At 70.4% G+C, this 18748-nt stretch carries 15 protein-coding genes; 5 read left to right on the top strand and 10 right to left on the bottom strand.

Translation table 11 applies throughout. The features are described 5' to 3' along the window. Window positions 1-83: 83 nt before the first annotated feature. The 5 genes from dxs to dut form a co-directional block, all read right to left on the bottom strand. A complete protein-coding gene (gene dxs / locus ACWAUO_RS05575; protein WP_460773773.1) occupies window positions 84-2039 on the bottom strand; it encodes a 1-deoxy-D-xylulose-5-phosphate synthase in 1956 nt (651 codons plus the stop codon). Window positions 2040-2196: 157 nt separating this feature from the next. Continuing rightward, window positions 2197-5052, bottom strand: a complete 2856-nt coding sequence (locus ACWAUO_RS05570) for an aconitate hydratase (protein ID WP_460774359.1) — start codon at window positions 5050-5052, stop codon at window positions 2197-2199. A 134-nt stretch (window positions 5053-5186) separates the two neighbouring features. Next, window positions 5187-5966, bottom strand: a complete 780-nt coding sequence (locus ACWAUO_RS05565) for a DUF3159 domain-containing protein (RefSeq protein ID WP_460773772.1) — start codon at window positions 5964-5966, stop codon at window positions 5187-5189. After that, window positions 5963-6559, bottom strand: coding sequence for a DUF3710 domain-containing protein (locus ACWAUO_RS05560; protein WP_460773770.1), 597 nt, complete (start codon window positions 6557-6559; stop codon window positions 5963-5965). Before ACWAUO_RS05560 ends, ACWAUO_RS05565 begins: the two co-directional genes overlap by 4 nt. Then, complete coding sequence (dut, locus tag ACWAUO_RS05555; RefSeq protein ID WP_460773768.1) at window positions 6556-7011, bottom strand: dUTP diphosphatase; 456 nt, start codon at window positions 7009-7011, stop codon at window positions 6556-6558. Before dut ends, ACWAUO_RS05560 begins: the two co-directional genes overlap by 4 nt. 12 nt (window positions 7012-7023) lie before the next feature. On the opposite strand from dut, the gene ACWAUO_RS05550 reads away from it, so the two are divergent. Continuing rightward, on the top strand, window positions 7024-7506 hold the full coding sequence (locus ACWAUO_RS05550; protein ID WP_460773766.1) for a DUF3093 domain-containing protein: 483 nt from the start codon (window positions 7024-7026) through the stop codon (window positions 7504-7506). Here ACWAUO_RS05550 and ACWAUO_RS05545 read toward each other — a convergent pair. Continuing rightward, complete coding sequence (locus ACWAUO_RS05545; protein WP_460773765.1) at window positions 7481-7774, bottom strand: DUF4193 domain-containing protein; 294 nt, start codon at window positions 7772-7774, stop codon at window positions 7481-7483. The two genes, ACWAUO_RS05550 and ACWAUO_RS05545, sit on opposite strands and share 26 nt — an antisense overlap. 209 nt (window positions 7775-7983) lie before the next feature. On the opposite strand from ACWAUO_RS05545, the gene sepH reads away from it, so the two are divergent. Next, entirely contained in the window at window positions 7984-9003 is a 1020-nt protein-coding gene (gene sepH / locus ACWAUO_RS05540; protein WP_460773764.1) for a septation protein SepH, read from the top strand. Here the strand turns inward: sepH and ACWAUO_RS05535 are convergent, their stop codons facing one another. Further along, window positions 9004-10131 carry an alkaline phosphatase family protein gene (locus ACWAUO_RS05535; protein WP_460773762.1) on the bottom strand — a complete coding sequence of 376 codons (1128 nt, stop codon included), beginning with the start codon at window positions 10129-10131 and terminating at the stop codon, window positions 9004-9006. A 57-nt stretch (window positions 10132-10188) separates the two neighbouring features. Here ACWAUO_RS05535 and ACWAUO_RS05530 point away from each other — a divergent pair, with 57 nt between their 5' ends. Beyond that, window positions 10189-12645: a DNA gyrase/topoisomerase IV subunit A gene (locus ACWAUO_RS05530; protein ID WP_460773759.1), complete on the top strand. Its 2457-nt coding sequence runs from the start codon at window positions 10189-10191 to the stop codon at window positions 12643-12645. A gap of 309 nt (window positions 12646-12954) precedes the next feature. Here ACWAUO_RS05530 and ACWAUO_RS05525 read toward each other — a convergent pair whose 3' ends face one another. Further along, a complete protein-coding gene (locus ACWAUO_RS05525) occupies window positions 12955-15033 on the bottom strand; it encodes a DNA gyrase/topoisomerase IV subunit B (protein ID WP_460773758.1) in 2079 nt (692 codons plus the stop codon). A gap of 165 nt (window positions 15034-15198) precedes the next feature. Here ACWAUO_RS05525 and ACWAUO_RS05520 point away from each other — a divergent pair, with 165 nt between their 5' ends. Together ACWAUO_RS05520 and ACWAUO_RS05515 are read left to right on the top strand one after the other, a co-directional pair. Further along, entirely contained in the window at window positions 15199-15414 is a 216-nt protein-coding gene (locus ACWAUO_RS05520) for a DUF7455 domain-containing protein (RefSeq protein ID WP_460773757.1), read from the top strand. A gap of 77 nt (window positions 15415-15491) precedes the next feature. Continuing rightward, window positions 15492-16508: a sugar-transfer associated ATP-grasp domain-containing protein gene (locus tag ACWAUO_RS05515; RefSeq protein ID WP_460773755.1), complete on the top strand. Its 1017-nt coding sequence runs from the start codon at window positions 15492-15494 to the stop codon at window positions 16506-16508. A gap of 197 nt (window positions 16509-16705) precedes the next feature. Here the strand turns inward: ACWAUO_RS05515 and ACWAUO_RS05510 are convergent, their stop codons facing one another. Both ACWAUO_RS05510 and ACWAUO_RS05505 read right to left on the bottom strand, forming a co-directional pair. Continuing rightward, window positions 16706-17410: a coenzyme F420-0:L-glutamate ligase gene (locus tag ACWAUO_RS05510; protein WP_460773754.1), complete on the bottom strand. Its 705-nt coding sequence runs from the start codon at window positions 17408-17410 to the stop codon at window positions 16706-16708. Next, window positions 17407-18729, bottom strand: coding sequence for an RNA polymerase sigma factor (locus ACWAUO_RS05505; RefSeq protein WP_460773752.1), 1323 nt, complete (start codon window positions 18727-18729; stop codon window positions 17407-17409). The genes ACWAUO_RS05510 and ACWAUO_RS05505 overlap by 4 nt, the downstream gene beginning before the upstream one ends. Between the last annotated feature and the right edge of the window lie 19 nt (window positions 18730-18748).

The raw sequence follows: 18748 nt of genomic DNA, 5'->3' as shown, positions 1-18748 counted from the left end.
GCCGCGACGCCTCAGGTGGCGGATGCTGCCGCATCCGCCCGCGAGAGCCCGGAGGTACTGCCACCCGAGCGTGCGCGGGTCGCTCAGCGTCGCTGCTCGTCCCCGGTGAACGTGGGCAGCATCGGGATCTCGCTCGTCTGCGCGCCGCGCGCCACCGGGATGCGGGTGCCGAGCACCTGCGCGACGACGTCGTGGGCGATCTTCGGCGCGGTGAGCCCTGCGTCCGCGAGGATCTGCTCGCGCGAGGCGTGGTCGATGAACGCGTCGGGGACCCCGAGCTCGTCGACCGCGGTGTCGACGCCGGCCTCCCGCAGCACCTGACGGATGCGGGTGCCGATGCCGCCGACGCGGATGCCGTCCTCGATCGTGATGACCAGCCGGTGCTCCGCGGCGAGCCGGACGAGCGACCCGGGGACGGGGATGACCCAGCGCGGGTCCACGACGGTCGCGCCGATGCCCTGATCGCGAAGGCGCGCCGCGACGTCCATGGCGATGTGCGCCATCGCACCGATGCCGACCAGGAGCACGTCCTTCGCCTCCGCACGGGCTAGGACGTCCAATCCGTCCTCCAGGCGCTCCAGCGCCGGGAGCTCCGCCGGGACGGAGCCCTTGGGGTAGCGCACGACGGTGGGGGCGTCGCCGACGGCGACCGCCTCGCGCAGCTCCTCCTCCAGGCGCGCCGCGTCGCGCGGGGCCGCGATCCGGATGCCGGGGACGATCTGCAGCATCGCGAGGTCCCAGATGCCGTGGTGGCTCGGCCCGTCGGGACCGGTGACCCCGGAACGGTCGAGCACGAACGTGACGCCGGCCTTGTGCAGCGCGACGTCCATGAGCATCTGGTCGAACGCGCGGTTCATGAAGGTGGCGTACAGCGCGACGACCGGGTGGAGGCCGCCGTACGCGAGCCCGGCGGCGGAGGCCACCGCATGCTGCTCGGCGATGCCGACGTCGTACACCCGGTCCGGGTGGCGCTCCGCGAATGGGAGCAGGCCGGTGGGGCGCAGCATGGCCGCCGTCATGGCGATGACGTCCGCACGCTCGTCGCCGATCCTGGCGAGCTCGTCGGCGAACACGTCGGTCCAGGAGGTGCCGGAGACCCCGCCCAGCGTCTCCCCCGTGACCGGGTCGATCTTGCCGACCGCGTGGAACTGGTCGGCCTCGTCGTCCATCGCCGGCTGGTAGCCGCGGCCCTTCTCGGTGATGACGTGCACGATCACCGGGGCGCCGTAGCGCTTCGCGAGTTCCAGCGACTCGGTGAGCGCACGCACGTCGTGCCCGTCGACCGGGCCGAGGTACTTGATGTCGAGGTTCGAGTAGAGCGCCTCGTTGTTCGTGAAGCGCGAGAGGAACCCGTGGGCGCCGCCGCGGATCCCGCGGTAGAACGCCCGGGCGGCGGGGCCGAGCTTGGCGCTGACGCTGCGGGACCCGTGGTGCAGCGTGCGGTAGGTGTCCGCGGTGCGCACCCGGTCGAGGAAGCGCGCCATCCCGCCGATCGTCGGGGCGTAGGAACGACCGTTGTCGTTGACGACGATGACGAGGTTCCGGTCGTTGTCGTCGGTGATGTTGTTCAACGCCTCCCACGTCATCCCGCCGGTGAGGGCGCCGTCGCCGACCACGGCGACGACGTGACGGTCACGTCGCCCGGTGGCGGCGAACGCACGGGAGATGCCGTCGGCCCAGCTGAGTGAGCTCGAGGCGTGGGAGGACTCGACGATGTCGTGCGGGCTCTCGGCGCGCTGCGGGTACCCGGCGAGGCCGCCGCGGGAGCGGAGCCCGGCGAAGTCCTTGCGACCGGTGAGGAGCTTGTGCACGTACGACTGGTGACCGGTGTCGAACACGATCGGGTCGTGCGGGGAGTCGAACACCCGGTGGAGTGCGATGGTGAGTTCGACGACGCCGAGGTTCGGTCCCAGGTGGCCGCCGGTGCGCGCGACGTTCTCGATGAGGAAGCCGCGGATCTCGGATGCGAGCTGTTCGAGCTCGGCGACGCTGAGGCCGTCGAGGTCACGTGGGCCCGAGAGGGAGTCGAGGATCGACATCGCTCTCCTTTCCGCCGGTGGAGGACGGGCATCGGGTCGGATGACCGTTTCCGGCCAAGTCTAGTTCGGGGCCATGGCCGTTTCCTGTACCCCTACCATGTGCGCGGACCCCCGGCATCCGTCACCGGATGCCGGGGGTCCGACGCAGCGCGACCGCTCAGACGAGCGAGCGCAGCACGTACTGCAGGATGCCGCCGTTGCGGTAGTAGTCGGCCTCACCGGGGGTGTCGATGCGGACGACCGCGTCGAACTCCACCGTCTGCTTGCCCTCGGGCGAGAACTCGCTCGGCTCGCAGACGACCTTGACCGTCTTCGGGGTGACCCCCTCGTTGAGCTGCTCCAGACCCGAGATCGAGACGATCTCGGTGCCGTCCAGGCCCAGCGACTTCCAGCTCTCGCCGGCGGGGAACTGCAGCGGGACGACACCCATGCCGATGAGGTTCGAGCGGTGGATGCGCTCGAAGCTCTCGGTGATGACCGCCTTCACGCCCAGGAGGCTGGTGCCCTTCGCCGCCCAGTCGCGCGACGAGCCGGAGCCGTACTCCTTGCCGCCGAACACGACGAGCGGGGTGCCCTGCGCCTGGTAGTTCATGCACGCGTCGTAGATGAACGACTGCGGGCCGCCCTCCTGCGTGAAGTCACGGGTGTAGCCGCCCTCGACGATCTTGCCGTCGTTGACCGCGGACACGATCTCGTTCTTCAGACGGATGTTCGCGAAGGTGCCGCGGATCATGACCTCGTGGTTGCCACGACGCGAGCCGTAGGAGTTGAAGTCCTTCTGCGCCACACCGTGCTCGGTGAGGTACTGCGCGGCCGGGGTGCCGGCCTTGATGTTGCCCGCGGGGCTGATGTGGTCGGTGGTGACCGAGTCGCCCAGGGTCGCCATCACGCGCGCACCGCTGATGTCGGTGACGGGCTTCGGCTCGAGCTCCATGCCGTCGAAGTACGGCGCCTTGCGGACGTAGGTGGAGTCCTGGTCCCACTCGAAGACCGGGCCGGTCGGGGTGGGGAGGTTCTGCCAGCGCTCGTCGCCGTCGAAGACGGTGGCGTACTGCTTGATGAACTGCTCGCGGGAGATCGAGTTGTCGATGACCTCCTGGACCTCCTCCGGCGAGGGCCAGATGTCCTTGAGGAAGATCTCGTTGCCGTCCGCGTCCTTGCCGAGCGCGTCGGTCTCGAAGTCGAAGTTCATCGAACCGGCCAGCGCGTACGCGACCACGAGCGGCGGCGACGCGAGGTAGTTCATCTTCACGTCGGGGCTGATGCGACCCTCGAAGTTGCGGTTGCCCGAGAGCACCGCGGTGACCGCGAGGTCGTTCTCGTTGATGGCGGCGGAGACCTCTTCGATGAGCGGGCCCGAGTTGCCGATGCAGATCGTGCAGCCGTAGCCGACGGTGTAGAAGTCCAGGCCCTCGAGCGCCTTGTCCAGGCCGCTCTTCTCGTAGTAGTCGGTGACGACCTTCGAGCCGGGGCCGAGCGTGGTCTTCACCCACGGCTTGCGCTTGAGGCCCTTGTCGACCGCCTTCTTGGCGAGCAGGCCCGCCGCGATCATGACCGACGGGTTCGAGGTGTTGGTGCAGGAGGTGATCGCCGCGAGGGTGACCGCACCGTTGTCGAGCATGTAGACCTCGCCGTCGGGCGTGGTGACGCGAACCGGCTTGGATGCGGGGTGCTCGGCGCCGCTGCGGAGGATCTCGATGTCGTGCTGGTGCGAGACGCCGTCCTCGGAGATCGTCTCGTGCTCGACACCGGGCGCGGTGCCCGGGTCGGAGGCCGGGAAGGTGCCCTCGACCTCGACCGAGTCCTCCTCGGTGGGGCCGGCGTAGTTGAGGATGTCCTTCTGGAACTGCGTCTTGGCCTCGGAGAGGAGGATGCGGTCCTGCGGGCGCTTCGGGCCTGCGATGGAGGGGACGACCGTGGAGAGGTCGAGCTCCATGTACTCGCTGAAGACGAGCTCGCGCGACGGGTCGTGCCAGAGCGACTGCTCCTTGGCGTACGCCTCGACGAGCGCGACGGCCTCGTCGGAGCGGCCGGTGAGGCGGAGGTAGTCGATCGTCACGTCGTCGATCGGGAACATGGCGGCGGTCGAGCCGAACTCCGGGCTCATGTTGCCGATGGTGGCGCGGTTCGCGAGCGGCACCTGGGCGACGCCCTCGCCGTAGAACTCGACGAACTTGCCGACGACGCCGTGCTTGCGCAGCATGTCGGTGATCGTGAGCACGACGTCGGTCGCGGTCACACCGGCGGGGATCTCACCGGTCAGCTTGAAGCCGACGACGCGCGGGATGAGCATCGAGACGGGCTGGCCGAGCATGGCGGCCTCGGCCTCGATGCCGCCGACGCCCCAACCGAGCACGCCGAGGCCGTTGACCATCGTGGTGTGCGAGTCGGTGCCGACGCAGGTGTCGGGGTATGCGCGGAGCACGCCGTCGACGGTGCGGTCGTAGACGACCTTCGCCAGGTGCTCGATGTTCACCTGGTGGACGATGCCGGTGCCCGGGGGGACGACCTTGAAGTCGTCGAACGCGGTCTGACCCCAGCGGAGGAACTGGTAGCGCTCACCGTTGCGCTCGTACTCGATCTCGACGTTGCGCTCGAGGGCGTTCTCGGTGCCGAAGAGGTCGGCGATGACCGAGTGGTCGATGACCATCTCGGCCGGCGAGAGCGGGTTGATCTTGTTCGGGTCGCCGCCGAGCGCCGTCACGGCCTCGCGCATGGTGGCGAGGTCGACGATGCAGGGGACGCCGGTGAAGTCCTGCATCACCACACGTGCGGGGGTGAACTGGATCTCGGTGTCGGGCTCCGCATCCGGGTTCCACGAGCCGAGCGCCTCGATCTGCTCCTTCGTGACGTTCGCGCCGTCCTCCGTGCGGAGCAGGTTCTCGAGCAGCACCTTGAGGCTGAAGGGCAGCTTCTCGTAACCCTTCACCGCGTCGAGGCGGAAGATCTCGTAGTCGGAGCTGCCGACCGTCAGGGTGCTCTTGGCACCGAAGCTGTCTACCGTCGACACGATCGTCTCCTTCGTCGGCGAGGACAGGCGTCTCCCTGCCCGGATCTCCCCATCCTCCCTCGTCGCGGCGGCGGGAGGCTAGCAAGGCGTGCCTTACTGCGCTGGGGGAAATTTATCTTGATGTCGAGATAAATGTATCACTCGTCGACGGGTGCGGACGGGTCCGCCGCGCCGGTGTCGCGGCGCGCGTACGCCGATCGCGCCGCCAGCCAGGTCACGGCGACGAGCGGCGCGAACAGCGGCAGCCCCATCACGATCTTGAACGTGCCGAGCAGTGCGACCGCACCGGCCAGGTACAACGGCAGCTGCACGGCCAGGCGGAGCGCGAACAGCGCGGCCCAGGCGAGCGAGAGCCACGAGAACACGCGGCGGCGCCGACGGTCCCGGCGCCACGCGACGCCGTCGTTCATCAGCCACCCCACGGCGAGGCCGATGAGCGGCCGGCCGATGAGCACGGAGACGAGGAAGGCGGTGCCGTACACGCCGTTGGTGACGAACCCGAGGAGGAAGTTGTCCTGCCCGCGTCCCGTCCACAGGGCCAGTGCCGCCGCCGCGGCGGCGGCGATGAGCCCGCCGAACGCGGCGGTCGCGGGCGTGCGCGAGATGAGGCGGACGAGCGTGAAGACGGCCGCGAGCCCGACGGAGAGGCCGAGTGAGAGCCACAGGTTCCCCTGCCCCGTACCGGGGTCGAGGGTCACCGTGAAGACGACGACGAACACCAGGCTCGGGAGGACGGACTCGGCGATGCCGCGCCATCCGCCCATCGCGCGCCAGACGACGTGGCCCGCGGACGCCTCGGACGCCGGGTCCATCCCGGCGCGGCGCGCGGCCGAGCCGAGCGCCTGCCCCAGGATCTCGGAGGCGGCCGGCGGGGTCGAACCTCGCTCGTCGTCGGGCGCCGGCTGCTGTGTACTCACGCCGTGCCCGGAGTGGCGGGCATCTTCAGCGGGATGAGGTCTCCCGGCGGCATCGGGGTGGTCCCGCGCACGACCACGAGTGAGCGGAAGAGGTCCTCGACCTGTGCCGCGGCTTCCACATCGCCGGTGGCGGCGCCGCCGATCACGCCGCGGAGGAACCAGCGGGGTCCGTCGATGCCGACGAACCGGGCCAGACGCATCCCGGGCGTGCCGTCGGCGTTCGGCGCCACCGGTACCTCGGCGAGCAGCTCCGGACCCAGTGGGCCGGTCCGCTCCTCCACGCGTCCGCCCTGCTGTCGGACCTGCTGCCGGATCTGCTCGCGCGTGTCGTCCCAGAGGCCGCTCGAGCGGGGCGCGGCGAACGCCTGCACCTGCAGCGTCGACGCGGCGTAGTCGAGGCCCACGGCGACGATGCGCTTGCTCTGCTCCTCGACCTCGAGTCGCAGGTTGAGGCCCTCGCGCGGGAGCACCTTCACGGCGCCCAGGTCGATGTAGGGGCGCACCGGGTTCACCTCGGCCTCGTCGAACGGACCGGTGGTGGCCCGGTCGTCCGGCGCGGACTTCGGCGCGGGGGTGGATGCTGCATCCGTCATGCGCGGGTGCCTCCGTTCGTGGCGTAGCCGGTGGAGCCGAAGCCGCCCTCGCCGCGGGAGGACTCGGGAAGGACCTCGACGGGAACGAAGCGTACCGGGGGGACCGGCATCACGATGAGCTGCGCGATGCGGTCGCCCGGTTCGATCTCGTACGCCTCGGTCCGGTCGGTGTTGAGCAGGCAGACCTTGATCTCGCCGCGGTACCCGGCGTCGACCGTGCCCGGCGTGTTGACGATCGTGATGCCGTGCTTGGCGGCGAGGCCGCTCCGCGGCACCACGAAGGCGGCGTGGCCCTCGGGCAGCGCGATCCGCACGCCGGTGCCGACCAGCGCCCGCTCACCCGGCTCGAGGCGCACGCGCTCGGCGGAGACGAGGTCCGCGCCCGCGTCGCCGGGATGGGCGAAGACCGGGGCGGCGGCGGCGATAATGGGGATGTCCACGCTTTCCGTCACCCAACGAGGGTAATGCAGATCATGAATCCCAGCGCCCGAGGGTATCGGGAACGCCTCTCCCCCTCGCTGTGGGTGCTCGCCGGCGCCGCCGTGTGCGCACCGATGGTGATGCTCGTGCTCGTCCCGGCCGGCGCGGTGATCGCGCTCGTCGCCGGGATCGCGGTCGCCGTGGTGCTCGTGGCGGTGCTCATCCTCGCCGCACCCGTCGTCACGGTCGAGGGGACGACGCTGCGCGCCGGACGGGCGCACATCGACGTCTCGTATCTGGGGGATCCCGAGGTGCTCCTCGGGGAGGACGCCAGGATGGCGCGGGGGCCCCAGCTCTCCGCGCGCTCCTGGCATCTGCTGCGCGGCGGGATCGACGGGCTGCTCGTCGTCCCGGTCACCGACCAGGACGACCCGACCCCGAGTTGGGTGATCTCCTCACGCACCCCGGATCGGCTCGCCGCGGCGATCCGCCGCGCTCAGCTCACGCCGAGCACTCGGCGCAGATAGGCCCGACCGCCTCCTCGTGGTCCAGCTGCGAGCGGTGCTTCACGAGGAAGCAGCTCATGCAGGTGAACTCGTCGTCCTGCGGCGGGAGCACGACCACGTCGAGCTCCAGGTCGGAGAGGTCGGCGCCAGGCAGTTCGAACCCCGTGGGGTTGTCGGAGTCCTCGACGTCGACAGAGCCGGACAGCTTGTCGGGGACGCGCTCCTTGAGCGCCTCGATCGACTCGCTGTCGTCCTCGGTCTTGCGGGGGGCGTCGTAGTCCGTTGCCATTCGTCCGTATCTCTGTTTCTTCGGGTGGAGCGCCCGCCTCCGGGCGGGCGGGCATAGTTTGCACGACCGACCCCCAGAACGCAAATGCGATTCCCGGTGATCCGTGGGGCCGTCACGACCGAAACCCGCGGCGCGCGTCGGATATTCCCGGAGTCCGGCGACGCGTGTGTCAGCATGGGCGCACACGGCAGATCGGAGGCGTGTGTCGCATGGAAAAGCTGAGGGTGATCGGCACGGAAGACGGGGCGCTCGTCCTGGCCACGCAGGCCGGTGACCGCTACACGCTTCCCGTCGACGACGTGCTGCGCGCAGAACTGCGTCGCGTGCGCCGCGACCGCGAGAACGCTCCGGCGACCGCGAAACCCAGTCCCCGTGAGGTCCAGGCGCAGATCCGTGCCGGACTCTCGGCCGAGGAGGTCGCCGAAGTGCTCGGCGCGAGCGTCGAGGACGTGCGTCGGTACGAGGCGCCGGTCCTGGCCGAGCGCGAGTACATCGTCGGCCAGGCGCTCTCGGTGCCGGTGCTGATGGGCGCGGACTTCGACGACGCGCCGTCCACGACGTTCGGCACCGCGGTCCGCGCGAAGCTGGCGGAGGCCGGCGCGGTGGACGAGCGGTGGACGAGCTGGAAGGAGCCGGCCGGCTGGATCGTCAAGCTGACGTTCGTCGCGGCCGAGGTCGAGCGCGACGCCCGGTGGTCGTTCGACCCGCGTCGCTCCACGCTCGCGCCGCTGAACGCGGACGCCACGCAACTCTCCCGCCAGGGCTCGCTGCCCGAGGGGCTCATCCCCCGCCTCCGAGCGCTCGACGCACCCGGCATCAAGGACGACTCGCGCTTCGACAGCGGCGCGTTCGGTGCCCGCGGCACGGTCGAGCCGTTGCCGGACCCCGTGCGGCACGCCGCGCAGGACGCCGCGATCAAGCGCGCGCCCGATGCGCCGGTGACCTCGCCGGAGACCGCCGACCTGCTGGAGGCGCTCCGTCGCCGGCGCGGGCAGCGCGCCGCCGCCCCCACCGGTGAGGGCGAGGAGCGCAAGGTCGCCCCCGTCACGCCGGTCGCGTTCCTCGACCCGCAGGAGCACCGCGATCCCGAGCCTGCCCCGCAGCCCGCGCCCCCGCGCGCGGAGCCGCAGCCGCGCCCGGAGGCGACGGAGCCGAGCCGCCGGAAGGGCCGCACCTCGATGCCGTCCTGGGACGAGATCGTCTTCGGCGCGCGCGGCGACGAGAGCTGATCAGCGCGCGAAGCCGCCGAGCCGGATGAGCGGGACGGTCGTCTCCTCGTCCGTCAGCGAGCCGTGCTGGCCCACCATGCGCCGCGGCGCCGTGTCGGGTTCGCGGTCGTCGTAATAGGCCGCGCGACCGCGCGCTGCGACGAGCACGTCGCCGATCCGCGGGCGCACCGCATCCGCGACCGCCGGGCCGAACAGTCCGGCGTCGATCGCCTCGCCGCGGCTCAGCACCCACGCCCGCGCGTCCTCCGAGCGCCACGCCGCGTACAGGTCGGCCTCGGCCCCCGGCTCCGCGTAGAGGTGCAGCATGCGCGGTTCGCCGCCGACGGCACGAAGGCCCGCCACGAGGTCGCCCTCGCCGAAGAGCACCTGCCTGTGCGCGGGGACATCGACCATGCCGTGGTCCGCCGTCAGCAGCACGCCCACCTCCGACCCGACCGCCGCGTGCAGCCGCGCCGCCTGGGCGTCCAGTTCCTCCAGCGCGAACGCCCAGTCCTCCGAGTCGACACCGCGACGGTGCCCCACGGTGTCGAGTTCGGGCACATAGAGGTAGGTGAGCGATCCCGGCGTGGAGCGGGCAAGGTGCGCGGCCAAGGCGAACCGGTCGGCGATGGTCTTCTCGCCGTACGGCTGCGCGCCGCGGAGGGTCGCGGCGGTGAACCCGGAATCGGTGTACTCGGGACGGGACACGACGAAGCAGGGCCGGCCGACGGCGGCGTCGGCGGCGAAGAACGGCTCGGTGCGCTGCCAAGTCAGGGGGTCGAGCAGTCCGTGGTCCCAGCCGTTCAGCTGGTTCACGACCTCGCCGGTCGCGGGGTCCATCGCCCGGTAGCCGACGACACCGTGCTCGCCGGGTGCCGCGCCCGTGAGGAGCGAGGTGAGCGCGGCCGCCGTCGTGGACGGGAAGACCGTGCGTGCGACGTCCTTCTTCGCCATCGCCGCGGCGAGGAACCTCGCGTGGGCCTTCCGGGCGGAGAGGTTCCGGGCGCCGAGCCCGTCGACCACGAGCACGATCGCCGAGCGGACGCGCGGCAGCACGGTCGAGGTGCCCTCGAGCGCGGCGCGCGACATCGGCACGACGTCGGTGAGGCTCCGGGCGTCTGCGGGCTGCGCCGGTAGGCTGAGAGACATCGGGGCCAGTCTGGCACACACGCCGACGGCCTCCGCCGACCCGAGGTCTTCCTGCCCATGACACCCACGCGTTCCGACTCTGCACCCGCGCCCGAAGGCCGGATCGAGGACATCGATCTCTCGACCGAGATGCAGGGGTCGTTCCTCGAGTACGCCTACTCGGTCATCTACTCCCGCGCCCTGCCGGACGCCCGCGACGGGCTGAAGCCGGTGCAGCGCCGCATCCTGTTCCAGATGGCGGAGATGGGGCTGCGCCCCGAGCGCGGACACGTGAAGAGCGCCCGCGTCGTCGGCGAGGTGATGGGAAAGCTGCACCCGCACGGCGATGCGCCCATCTACGACGCGCTCGTGCGACTCGCGCAGTCGTTCGCACTGCGCGTGCCGCTCGTCGACGGACACGGCAACTTCGGTTCGCTCGACGACGGCCCCGCCGCGCCGCGGTACACCGAGGCCCGCCTCGCCCCGCCGTCGATGGCGCTCACCGAGAACCTCGACGAGGACGTCGTCGACTTCATCCCGAACTACGACGGGCAGTTCCAGCAGCCCGAGGTACTCCCCGCCGCGTTCCCGAACCTCCTCGTGAACGGCACCACCGGCATCGCGGTCGGCATGGCCACGAACATGGCGCCGCACAACCTCATCGAGGTCGTCGCCGCCGCCACCCACCTGCTCGAGCACCCGGATGCCACGCTTGAGGAGCTCATGGAGTTCGTGCCGGGACCCGACCTCCCCTCCGGCGGCATCATCACGAGCCTCGACGGCATCAAGGATGCGTACGCCACCGGGCGCGGCAGCTTCAAGACCCGCGCCAAGACCTCGATCGAGCAGCTCGGCCCGCGCAAGACCGGCATCATCGTCACCGAGTTGCCGTACATGGTGGGCCCGGAACGCGTGATCGAGAAGATCAAGGACGCGGTCGGCGCGAAGAAGCTCACCGGGATCTCGGACGTCACCGACCTGACCGACCGCCGGCACGGCCTACGCATGGTCATCGGGGTGAAGACCGGGTTCGACCCCAAGGCGGTGCTCGAGCAGTTGTTCCGGCTCACACCGCTCGAGGACTCGTTCGGCATCAACAACGTCGCACTCGTCGACGGGCAGCCGCAGACGCTCGGGCTGAAGGAGCTGCTGCGCGTCTACCTCGACCACCGCATCCAGGTCGTCACCCGTCGCAGCCGCCACCGGCTGGGCAAGCGCAAGGACCGACTGCACCTGGTCGAGGGCCTCCTCATCGCGATCCTCGACATCGACGAGGTCATCCAGGTCATCCGCTCCTCCGACGACTCGGAGCAGGCCCGCACACGCCTCATGGACGTGTTCGACCTCACCGAGGTGCAGTCCGAGTACATCCTCGAGCTGCGCCTGCGCCGGCTCACGAAGTTCTCGCGCATCGAGCTCGAGGCCGAGCGCGACGACCTGAAGGCCGAGATCGCCCGACTCGAGGAGCTCCTCGCGAACGACGGGCTGCTGCGTGCGCAGGTCGCGAAGGAGCTCGACGCGACCGCGGAGGCGTACGGCACGCCTCGGCGCACCGTCCTCCTCGACGGGGGCCCGGTCACGAGCCGCTCGCGCGGTGCGAAGGTGCAGGACCTGCAGCTCGCGGACGACCCGTGCCGCGTCTTCCTCTCCGCCACCGGGCGGATGGTGCGCGCCGCGCTCCGCTCCGACGAGGAGGGCGCCGGCGGCATCCTGCAGCCCACCCGCCGGTCGAAGCACGATGCGGTGCGCAGCGCCGTCGACACGACCGTGCGCGGCGAGCTGGGCGCGGTCACCTCGACCGGACGGCTCGTGCGCTTCTCCCCCGTCGACCTGCCCTCCGTGCCGGGCAACTCGGTGCAGCTCGCGCCGGGCACGAAGGCGGACCAGTACCTCGGCCTCGCAAAGGGCGAGCACGTCGTCGCGATCGTGCCGCTCGACGCGGAGCCCGTGGTCGCGATCGGTACCGCCCAGGGCGTGGTCAAGCGCGTCGCGGCCACCGAGATCGCCGCGAAACCCGACGTCGAGATCATCGCGTTGAAGCCCGGCGACCGCGTGGTCGGTGCGGCGCCCGCCCCGGACGGACACGAGCTCGTCTTCGTGACCTCGGACGCGCAGTTGCTGCGGTTCGACGCCTCCGCCGTGCGGCCGCAGGGCCGTTCCGCGGGCGGCATGGCCGGCATCCGTCTGGGATCCGGCGCCGAGGTCGTCTCGTTCCACGTCGCCGACCCGGCCGCCGAGAACGTGGTCGTCACGGTCGCCGGTTCGTCCACGGCGCTCCCCGGCACCGATCCGGGCTCGGCGAAGGTGTCGCCGTTCTCGGAGTTCCCCGCCAAGGGCCGCGCCACCGGCGGTGTGCGGGCGCAGCGGTTCCTGAAGGGCGAGGACCAGCTCGTCCTCGCGTGGATCGGCGCCGAGCCCCGCGCGGTCGGACCCGACGGCGCCGTGCGCCAGCTCCCCGACGCCACCGCCAAGCGCGACGCGTCGGGTCAGGCCCTCGACGCCGTCATCGGCGCCGTCGGCACCGCGATCGGCTGACCCGCCCGCATCCGCCCCGCCCGGTGCTCGGACGGTCCGCGAGACCACATCCACTCGCCGAGACCACATGCAATTGGATGTGGTCTCGCGCGGAAGATGTGGTCTCGGCGCAGGTGCGTGCCGACCGTTCCGCGAGTGCGCATCCGTTTCGCGAGTGCGCATCGGATCGGGTGCTCGTTCGCGAAACGTGTGCGCACTCGCCACGCGCACGCGAGTGCGCGGGGCGCGAGACCATATCCACTCGCCGAGACCACATGCAATTGGATGTGGTCTCGCGCGGAAGATGTGGTCTCGGCGCGAGAGGGAGGGTCAGGCGTCGATGCGCTCGCGGGCCAGGCGGTCGCTGGAGCTGATGATGAAGTCGCGGCGCGGTGCGACCTCGTTGCCCATGAGGAGCTCGAAGACGGATGAGGCCGCCTCGGCGTCCTCGACGCGAACACGCCGCAGGGTTCGGCCGGCGCGGTCCATCGTGGTGACCGCGAGCTGCTCGGCGTCCATCTCACCGAGACCCTTGTACCGCTGCACCGGCTCCTGCCACTTGCGGCCGGACTTCGTGAGCTTCGCCAGCAGCCGGTGGAGCTCCTGCTCGCTGTAGGTGTAGACGGTCTCGTTCGGCTTCGAGCCGGGGTTCACGATGATGACGCGGTGCAGCGGCGGCACTGCGGCGTACACGCGGCCGGCCTCGATGAGCGGCCGCATGTACCGGAAGAAGAGGGTGAGCAGCAGCGTCCGGATGTGGGCGCCGTCGACGTCGGCGTCGCTCATCATGATGATCTTGCCGTAGCGGGCGGCGTCGAGGTCGAAGCTCCGGCCCGAGCCGGCACCGATCACCTGGATGATCGACGCGCACTCGGCGTTCGAGAGCATGTCGCTCACCGACGCCTTCTGCACGTTGAGGATCTTGCCGCGGATCGGCAGCAGGGCCTGGTACTCGCTGTTGCGCGCGAGCTTCGCCGTGCCGAGCGCAGAGTCGCCCTCGACGATGAACAGCTCCGAGTCGGCCACGTCGTTGGACCGGCAGTCGACGAGCTTCGCCGGCAGCGACGAGGACTCCAGCGCGTTCTTGCGGCGCTGCGTCTCCTTGTGGCTGCGCGCGGAGATGCGCGCCTTCATCTCGGAGACGACCTTGTCCAGCAGCAGCGCGGTCTGCGCCTTGTCGTCGCGCTTGGTCGAGGAGAACCGCGCGGCGAGCTCCTTGTTCACGACGGACGCGACGATCTGACGCACGGCGGGCGTGCCGAGCACCTCCTTCGTCTGCCCCTCGAACTGCGGTTCGGGCAGACGCACGGTGAGCACGGCCGTGAGACCGGCGAGGATGTCGTCCTTCTCGAGCTTGTCGTTGCCGACCTTCAGGCGCCGGGCGTTCTGCTCGACCTGGGCGCGCAGCACCTTCATGAGGCCCTGCTCGAAGCCGGTCTGGTGCGTGCCGCCCTTCGGGGTGGCGATGATGTTCACGAACGACCGGCTGACGGTCTCGTAGCCGGTCCCCCACCGCAGCGCGATGTCGACGTGGCACTCTCGCTGCACCTCGGTCGGCACCATCGCGCCGGTCGGCTGCAGCACGGGCACGGTCTCGGTGAAGGTGCCGGTGCCGCTGATGCGCCAGGTGTCGGTGACGCCCGCATCGGGCGCGAGGAAGTCGACGAACTCGGAGATGCCGCCGTCGAACCGGTACACCGACTCCGACGGCTCCTCGCCGCGCTCGTCGCGCACCACGATCTCCAGGCCCGGCACCAGGAACGCGGTCTGCCGCACCCGCTGCACGAGTTCCTCGGCCGAGAACGCCGCATCCTTCGTGAAGATCTGCCGGTCGGCCCAGTACCGGATGCGGGTACCGGTCGCCGCCTTGGCGGTCTTGCCCACCACACGCAGCTCGCTGCGTTCGGCGAACGGCGTGAACGGTGCGTCGGGGCGCGGGTCGCCGTCGTCGGCGAACACCCCCGGTTCACCGCGGTGGAACGACATCGCCCAGGTCTTGCCGCCGCGGTCGACCTCGACGTCGAGGCGCTCCGAGAGCGCGTTCACGACGGATGCGCCGACACCGTGGAGACCACCGGATGCGGCGTACGAACCGCCGCCGAACTTGCCGCCGGCGTGCAGCTTGGTGAACACGACCTCGACACCGGAGAGTCCGGTGCGCGGCTCGACGTCGACCGGGATGCCACGGGCACGGTCGCGGACCTCGACACTGCCGTCGGCGTGCAGCAGGACGTCGATGCGGGACCCGTGACCGCCGAGGGCCTCGTCGACGCTGTTGTCGATGATCTCCCAGAGGCAGTGCATGAGGCCGCGCGAGTCGGTCGAGCCGATGTACATGCCAGGGCGCTTGCGGACCGCCTCGAGCCCTTCCAGGACCTGCAGATGGTGGGCGGAGTACTCGGCTGTCACGATCCTCAAGCGTATCCGCGACCTCCCCCACGGGGGCGCACAGACACGGGGCCCGGGGGGCATGATACGCGCAGAGCGAAATGCCGGTGGAGGGCGGCATTCCCACAGGTGGCGCGTGGTTGTATGTCGTGACACGTTCCGAACGCACCTGAGGGAGGTCCAGCGATGAACATGACATCCGGCGAGCAGGCCGTGCTCGAGTACCGTCTCACCGCCGCGGACCGCTGCGATTCGTGCGGTGCGCAGGCGTACATCGCCGCGGAGGTGAACGGCAGCGAGCTGCTGTTCTGCGCCCACCACGGTCGCAAGTACGAGGAGAAGCTCCGCGCCGTCGCCACCTCGTGGCACGACGAGACCGCGCGGCTCGCCGACGCGAAGTGATCGGCGGCGTCCTCCGGGAACGCTGAGGTCGGCGCCCTAGACTGTCGGGGTCCCGAATCCCTCGTCCCGGAGTACGCATGCCCTCTCTCGGCCTCGCCCCCCGTCTGCGCTATCTGGCCGGACGTGCCCGTCGCATCGACGTCGGATCGCTCTGGGAGCGCGCGAAGACCGCCGCGAAGCTCCACGACCGCAACGCCCTCGCGATCGCGGTCGACATGCTGTGGCAGGCCGGGTTCCACAACGTCGGCTTCCAGGACTACGCCGACTACGACTTCGCGATCCTCACCCGCGCCGAGCGCGCGACGTACATGACGCACCCGGTCTCGAACCAGCTGTCGCAGAAGTACGACGCCCCGGCCTACCGTCCGCAGTTCCACGACAAGATCGCGTTCAACCGGGTGTTCGCCGACCACCTGCACCGCGCCTGGCTGGTCGTCACCCCGGACAACGCCGACGAGGTCCGCGAGTTCGTCACCTCGCAGGGCACGGTCGTCGCGAAGGAGCCCGTCGGGCAGGCGGGAACCGGCGTGCACCGCCACCACGCGGCCGACGTCACGGACTGGACCGAGTTCCACCGGGGGCTGCTCGAGCGCGGCGAGCTGCTGCTCGAGGAGGTCATCGTGCAGCATCCGGACCTCGCCGCCGTCTGCCCCGGGACCGTGAACACCACGCGGGTGACCGCGTTCTTCGACGGCGAGCGGACGCACATCCTCGCCGTCGCGCAGAAGTTCGGCCGCGGCGCGGTGAGCGACCAGATGACCTACGGCGGCTTCTACACGATGCTCGACGAGCGCGGCCACGCCGTCGGCAAGGGCTACGACTCGCACGACAACATCCACGAATTCCACCCCGAGTCGGGCGTGCGGATCGCGGACTTCCAGCTGCCGCTGTACGACGAGGTCGTGGCGTTCGTCGACCGCGTCGCCCGTGTCGTCCCGCAGATCCAGTACGTCGGCTGGGACATCGTGGTCACCCCGAACGGCCCCGTCCTCGTCGAGGGCAACTGGGCGGCGGGCGTGTACGAGAACAAGCCGACGGCGACCGGCATCCGCACCGGCCACAAGCCCCGGTACCAGGCCGCGATCGGCTTCTGAGCCGCATCCGCGCCATCCGCACCGTATGCCCGTCCCGGATCAGGTGATTCGGCGAGCACAGGCTGTTCCCGCACGCGGATGACCTGATCCCGCCGAATCACCTGATCCGGCGCACGCCCGGCGGCACGCCCGTACGACGACGCCGGCACGACGACGCCCCCGCACCGGATACCGGGCGGGGGCGTCGTGCGAGCGGGTCAGGCCTTGCGGACGATCCCCAGCGGAGTCGACTGGTGGCCCTGGCCGAGCGGGTTGTCCTTGAGGATGGCGACGAGCCGCCGCTCCCCCGCCTTGTCCAGCGTGGAACCCAGGATGTTGCCGCCCAGGTCGTTGATGTCGACCACGGCGACGTCGACACCGGCGGGCAGCTGCCGCTGCAGGCGGCGTGCGACCTCGGTGGGACGCTCCGGGCCCAGCACGACCGCCTTGTTGTAGGGCGGGATCGTGCCGCTGGTCGGGCCGTCGATCGCGCGGGCCTTGTCGCCGGCGATGCGGTAGAAGTCGCCCTTGCGGCCGAACGCCTTCGTCACGGCGGAGACCGCGGCGGCGAACAGGATGCGGGGCGTCCCGCACTCGCGCAGCGCCATCTCCATCGTCTCGGGCATGCCGAGACCGATGCCGTGCGGGGTGCGCGTCACGTACTTGGAGAGGAAGAACGCGAGCTTGCGGGGCGTGATGTCCTCGACGAGGTACGACCGGCCCTGCGTGATCGCGACGATCTTCTCGGTCACGAACAGCAGGTCGCCCGGCTGCACCTGGTCGGCCGCGTACTCGAGCACGAACGGGTCGAGCTCATCGCCGGGCATGACGACGCGGGTGCGGATCGGGATCCGCATGAACCGCGCGCCGTCCGCCTCGACGGTGAGGACCTTGCCGTCGTTGGGAACCGCCGCGTCGCTCACTCGAGGTAGTCCCGCAGCGACTGCGAACGCGAGGGGTGCCGCAGCTTGGCCATCGTCTTCGACTCGATCTGGCGGATGCGCTCACGCGTCACGCCGAAGGTGTCGCCGATCTGGTCCAGCGTCTTCGGCTGCCCGTCGCCGAGGCCGAAGCGCATGCGGATGACGCCCGCCTCGCGCTCGCTCAGGGAGTCCAGGAGCGACTCGAGCTGGCGCTGCAGCATCGTGAAGCCCACGGCGTCGGCCGGGACCACCGCCTCGGTGTCCTCGATGAGGTCACCGAACTCGCTGTCACCGTCCTCGCCGAGCGGGGTGTGGAGCGAGATCGGCTCACGGCCGTACTTCTGGACCTCGATGACCTTCTCGGGGGTCATGTCGAGTTCCTTCGACAGCTCCTCCGGGGTGGGCTCGCGGCCCAGGTCCTGCAGCATCTGCCGCTGCACGCGGGCGAGCTTGTTGATGACCTCGACCATGTGCACCGGGATGCGGATGGTGCGGGCCTGGTCGGCCATGGCGCGCGTGATCGCCTGGCGGATCCACCAGGTCGCGTAGGTCGAGAACTTGAAGCCCTTGGTGTAGTCGAACTTCTCGACGGCACGGATGAGGCCGAGGTTCCCTTCCTGGATGAGGTCGAGGAACTGCATGCCGCGGCCGGTGTAGCGCTTGGCGAGCGACACCACGAGGCGCAGGTTGGCGCCCAGCAGGTGGCTCTTCGCACGCTGACCGTCGCGGGCGACCCACTGCAGGTCGAGGCCCAGCTGGCTGGACTTCTCGGCCGCCGACATCTTCGACAGCTTCTCTTCGGCGAACAGGCCGGCTTCGATCCGCATGGCGAGCTCGACCTCTTCGGCCGCGTTCAGCAGCGGGACCTTGCCGATCTGCTTCAGGTAGTCCTTGACCGGGTCGGCCGTCGCACCCGTGATCTGGGTGGAGTAGACGGGGACCTCGTCGTCGTCGCTCGAGGAGATGACGATGGCGCCGGTCGGGAGCGGCTCGGAGAACGCCTTCTTCTTGCCGTCCTCCTCCTCGTCGTCGTCGGCCTTCGCCTTGCCCTTGGCGGGTGCGGCGGCCTCGTCGGCGTCGTCGATGTCGGTGTCGTCGACGACGGGCTCGTCGTCGATCCCCTCGTCCTCGAACTCGTCGTCGGTCTTCGCGGTCTTCTTGGTGCTCTTCTTCGGCGCGGCCTTCTTGGCGGCGGCGCGCTTGGCGGGAGCCTTCTTCTTCGGCGCAGCGGGCGCGACCGACTCTTCCTCTGCGGCCTCAGCGGCAGCGGTGTCGGTCGCGGTGCGCGAGCGGTTTTCGGTCTTCGTGCTCGGAGTCACGGTTCGCCTTTCACCGGGT

Source organism: Microbacterium sp. GXF7504, from assembly GCF_054798235.1.
This window is presented reverse-complemented; position numbering and strand designations above follow the sequence as displayed.